The organism is Pseudoalteromonas sp. P1-7a (genome assembly GCF_001401855.1).
Taxonomy (GTDB): domain Bacteria; phylum Pseudomonadota; class Gammaproteobacteria; order Enterobacterales; family Alteromonadaceae; genus Pseudoalteromonas.
Map to the genome: position 1 here is coordinate 1 of NZ_LKDU01000062.1, position 4457 is coordinate 4457.

The 4457-nt window shown below is 41.5% G+C and carries 6 protein-coding genes; 2 read left to right on the plus strand and 4 right to left on the minus strand.

The window, feature by feature from the left end; genetic code table 11:
* Window positions 1–98: 98 nt before the first annotated feature.
* Window positions 99–1073 carry an elongation factor P--(R)-beta-lysine ligase gene (gene epmA, locus AN389_RS19295; protein WP_055020487.1) on the minus strand — a complete coding sequence of 325 codons (975 nt, stop codon included), beginning with the start codon at window positions 1071–1073 and terminating at the stop codon, window positions 99–101.
* Between the two features lie 56 nt (window positions 1074–1129).
* Window positions 1130–1696: an elongation factor P gene (gene efp, locus AN389_RS19300; protein WP_055016950.1), complete on the minus strand. Its 567-nt coding sequence runs from the start codon at window positions 1694–1696 to the stop codon at window positions 1130–1132.
* Window positions 1697–1737: 41 nt separating this feature from the next.
* Between efp and epmB the strand changes: the two genes are divergently transcribed.
* Window positions 1738–2763: an EF-P beta-lysylation protein EpmB gene (gene epmB, locus AN389_RS19305; protein WP_055020489.1), complete on the plus strand. Its 1026-nt coding sequence runs from the start codon at window positions 1738–1740 to the stop codon at window positions 2761–2763.
* Window positions 2764–3013: 250 nt separating this feature from the next.
* Here epmB and AN389_RS19310 read toward each other — a convergent pair whose 3' ends face one another.
* Entirely contained in the window at window positions 3014–3223 is a 210-nt protein-coding gene (locus AN389_RS19310) for a hypothetical protein (RefSeq protein WP_055020488.1), read from the minus strand.
* 82 nt (window positions 3224–3305) lie between these two features.
* Between AN389_RS19310 and AN389_RS19315 the strand changes: the two genes are divergently transcribed.
* Window positions 3306–3596, plus strand: a complete 291-nt coding sequence (locus AN389_RS19315) for a hypothetical protein (protein WP_055016947.1) — start codon at window positions 3306–3308, stop codon at window positions 3594–3596.
* Between the two features lie 115 nt (window positions 3597–3711).
* On the opposite strand, the gene AN389_RS19320 is transcribed toward AN389_RS19315, so the two are convergent.
* Complete coding sequence (locus AN389_RS19320) at window positions 3712–4203, minus strand: DUF3016 domain-containing protein (RefSeq protein ID WP_146258097.1); 492 nt, start codon at window positions 4201–4203, stop codon at window positions 3712–3714.
* Window positions 4204–4457 lie beyond the last annotated feature (254 nt).

Consider the following 4457-nt stretch of genomic DNA (forward strand, 5'->3'; position numbering starts at 1 on the left):
CAAGGCGCCTACTTTAAAACACAATGTGCGTGAAGCTTGCTCACGCAAAGCTGTTAAGACTCAATACGCGGCATAAAGCCACGCCTACAGGTAAAGCATTACGCCCTATCTACGTCAAACGCGATGACTTCTTTTATCGTCTCTTTTTCGGTGGCTAGCATAACTAACCTGTCTATACCCATTGCAACGCCTGCACACTTTGGAAGCCCGTGTTCAAGCGCGGCGATTAAACGCCTATCCATGGGCACGTGGTTTAACCCATTGGCAGCGCGGTAGGCATTATCTTCATCAAAGCGTTTTGCCTGCTCTTTGGCATTAGTTAGCTCGTTAAAGCCGTTCGCTAATTCCATATTTTTATAATAGAGCTCAAAGCGCCCTGCTACGCGGTTATCGTGTTCACAAATTTGTGCAAGTGCCGCTTGCGACGCCGGAAAGTGATACACAAAACACGGCTTAGTTTGCCCAATAGTTGGCTCTACTTTCATACAAAATAACAGCTGCAGTAAGGTGTCTTTATTAGTTTCGTTTTTAGCTATATCGGCAAAGCCATGATCGCAGGCAAGTGCTTGTAATTGCGTAAGCGTAGCTGTTAATGGGTCTAGTGATAACACCTGCTCAAATGCTTGTTGATAAGTCAGTCGCTCCGCAGGCTCTACATTTAAAATAAGCTGCATTAGCTCATCCATCTCGTCCATTAATGCAAACTCATCAAACCCAGGGCGGTACCACTCAAGCATAGTAAATTCGGGATTATGATGGCGACCCGCTTCTTCATTTCTAAATGCCTTACAAAGCTGGAAAATTGGCCCAGAGCCTGCGGCTAATAGGCGCTTCATGGCAAATTCGGGCGATGTTTGTAAATAAAGCGGCAAGCCTCCAGCGTGGCCTGGGCCTACAAACTGCGTATTAAAACTCGCTAAATGCACATCGGTTACGCTTGCGCTACTTAAGCTAGGGGTTTCTACTTCCATTACATTACGCGTATAAAAAAACTCACGAATGGTTCGTAGTATGGCTGCGCGCTTTTTAAGGGTTTCTATGCTTGCGCTTGGGGCCCAAAGTGTTGCTGACATATTTTCTCCAAAAAAAATCCCAGCTTAAGCCGGGATTTTATAAACCGTAAACAAGCTTACTTAACACGGCCTACGTATTCACCGCTACGGGTGTCTACTTTAATTACTTCACCAATTTGTACGAATAATGGAACACGTACTACTGCACCCGTGCTAAGCGTTGCAGGTTTACCACCAGTGCCCGCTGTATCGCCTTTTAGGCCAGGATCAGTGTCAGTGATCTCAAGCTCAACAAAGTTAGGTGGCGTAACCGCGATTGGGCTACCGTTCCATAATGTAATAGTACATACATCGTTTTCAACTAGCCATTTACCTGCATCGCCAAGTGCTTTTTCGTCAGCGGCAATCTGCTCAAATGTTTCGTTGTTCATGAAATGCCAAAACTCACCGTCTGTGTAAAGGTACGCTAAGTCGGTATCCATTACATCGGCACCTTCAACTGATTCACCCGATTTAAAGGTTTTTTCAAGTACCTTGCCAGAAATAAGCTTACGGATACGAACACGGTTAAACGCTTGGCCCTTACCAGGTTTTACCATTTCGTTTTCTAAAATACTGCAAGGTTCGCCGTCCATCATAATTTTTAGGCCGCCCTTGAACTCGTTGGTGCTATAATTCGCCATCGTTTCCTCTATTTAATTTTTTTCGAGTAATCTACGTGCCAATGATACAAAGAAATGAAGCAAATTTGCATAAAAACTGGCAAAAAGAATTAGCAAATGTAGTTACCTGCCCAAAAACCTTGCTTGAAATGGTCGGTTTATCGAGCCAAGCCCATGAAAACGACCTAAAAGCCCGCAGTTTATTTCCGGTACGCGTGCCAGTCCCGTTTATAAAAAAAATGCGCAAGGGCGATGTAAACGATCCCTTATTGCTACAAGTTATGCCGCGCCACCAAGAGTTTTTAACTAAAACTGGTTTTAATAAAGATCCACTGCTTGAGCAAGACAACGAGCAGCCTGGGCTTTTACATAAGTATAAATCCCGTGTTTTAATTATGTTTAAAACCGGCTGTGCAGTAAATTGCCGTTACTGCTTTAGGCGCCACTTCCCGTATCAAGAAAACCAGCTTAATAAAAAAAGCCTGCTTGATGCGCTGAGCTACATAAAATCAGATGCCAACATAAACGAAGTAATTTTAAGTGGTGGCGACCCACTTATGGCCAAAGACGATGCCATTAGTTGGTTTTTAGATGAGCTTGAACAATTACCGCAAATTAAACGCATGCGAATACACAGCCGTTTGCCTGTTGTTATACCTGCGCGTATTACCGATGAACTATGCGCTAGATTGCAGCAATCACCGCTTAAAGTTGTGTTTATTAACCATATAAATCATGCAAACGAAATAGACGACGAGTTTAAAGCAGCCATGCAAAAGTTAAAGCAAGCAGGCGTAACGTTATTAAACCAAGCCGTTATTTTAAAAGAAGTGAACGATACAGTTGAGGCACAAATAAACTTAAGTGAGGCGTTATTTGATGCAGACGTACTGCCATACTATTTATATTTGCTTGATAAGGTTGAGGGCGCAAGCCACTTTGATATAGAAGAGCCACAGGCCATAGAAATAATGGCAGAGCTATTAGAAGCCCTGCCCGGATTTTTAGTGCCTAAATTGGTAAGAGAAATAGGCGGTCAGAAAAGCAAAACGCCTATCGACCTTAAGTTAGGGCGTGTTAACCTTTGATGGTTGAATTTGCAGCAGTATGTTTGGCTTTTAGGCAAGACTGAGCCTGTGTAGTGTGGTTATTCCCCATAAATAGGCGATAACGCAGCATAAATGCCAAACATGCGCTGCCCTTCGGGTTCTTCCTAGGGGCGATGAACTCTTTGTTACTCGGTTTTTACTTAGCCCACTAGGTTTCAAACCTCGCGCCGCGATTTAATCGCCCCTAGATTGAACAAATTTCAATCCGCAAAGATCAACACGCCCTAATTTAAACGTATATATTTACATTGTTACCCAGTGTTGCAGTGACCGACTGAGCCGGTGATTGCGCACTTGTTGCTTGCGCAGCCCCTTCAATAAGTGCAAGTGCTGCTGCGCCATCTGCTAATTGCTGCTTTTTAGACAAAGCAGCAGTATAAACTTCACCACCTTGGCCAGAGCTAGACATAGCGGGTAGATTTCCACCTGATATATTCATCGTTATAAGCCTTAATCAACCTGACATTTAAATGTAATCCAAGTACTATATCGGCAATGCAGTACAAAGCTTTAGGAAAACCATGGATTCTATAATTGAACAACTCAACGCTAACTTAAAAATTGTTTATCGCCAAGCACTTGATGCCGACAAAAAACTAGATGAACTACAGCAACAAGGCCACGGTAAATTTAAAGCCTTATTCCCAGCCGATGCCGGATTTAGTTTTGAAGCTAAACGTTTTAAGCCATATGTACTTGATGTAGCAGCCGATGTAGAAAGCTTAAGCACTGATGGTTTTGATGAAGAAAAGCTTAAAAAAGCGGTTATTAAACTGCAACAGTTACTTACCCTGCTCGCTACATTTAAATAATTGTTGTCAGTTGTCAGTTAAATATTAAAAAACACCGCGTTAAATTTAGTAAACATCAAATACAAAAACGCCGATAAAGTTTATCGGCATTTGTATATTTATTTTGTAGCTGTATTTAACTTATATTAGATAAAACTTTTGAATTAAACCAATTAGTTACTAAGCGTTTTTCATAATAAAATGCTCTAGAGGTTGAGCGCTTAATTTTATCTAAATAGCCTCTATCTTTTAATAACACTTCTGAGGCGTGGTTCACAACTTCACCCTGCGGATTAGTTACCGTGTAAGACAGCTTAATTTGTGGGTAATGAAATGGTTGAATTACTCTTGTTTTTTTAGCGCCAGAAAACTCGATAGCCCCTGCTAAATCAAGATCTGCAACCTCTACATTTAATTTATATCCACTTGGTAATTTTTCAGCTAACTTCGCAAAATGCTTTTCAAAGTTAATAGTAATTTGCTTTTCAAAAGAAGCCGGTGATTGATTTGCTGCACGCACATCGCGGTAATTGTCAAAATCTTGCCATTTAACCGTAGACTCACCTGCTTGTGCAATACCAACAGAACTTAAACCTATTACTAACGTTAGTAATTTTAAACTTTTCATAATCGTCTCCATGTGAACTATCAAAAGTCAACGCAAGTACAGCACATTCAATTTAAGTCAATAAACCTGAAAACTCACACTGATAACAGTAGTTTAAATTAGCAGCAAAAATTTTTAATGTAAAGTAGGTACATGTAAGGTTAATAATGTAGCTTGATTAAATAATAGCGGTTAGCGGTTAGCGGTTAGCGGTTAGCGGTTAGCGGTTAGCGGTTAGCGGTTAGCGGTTAGCGGTTAGCGGTTAGCGGTTAGCG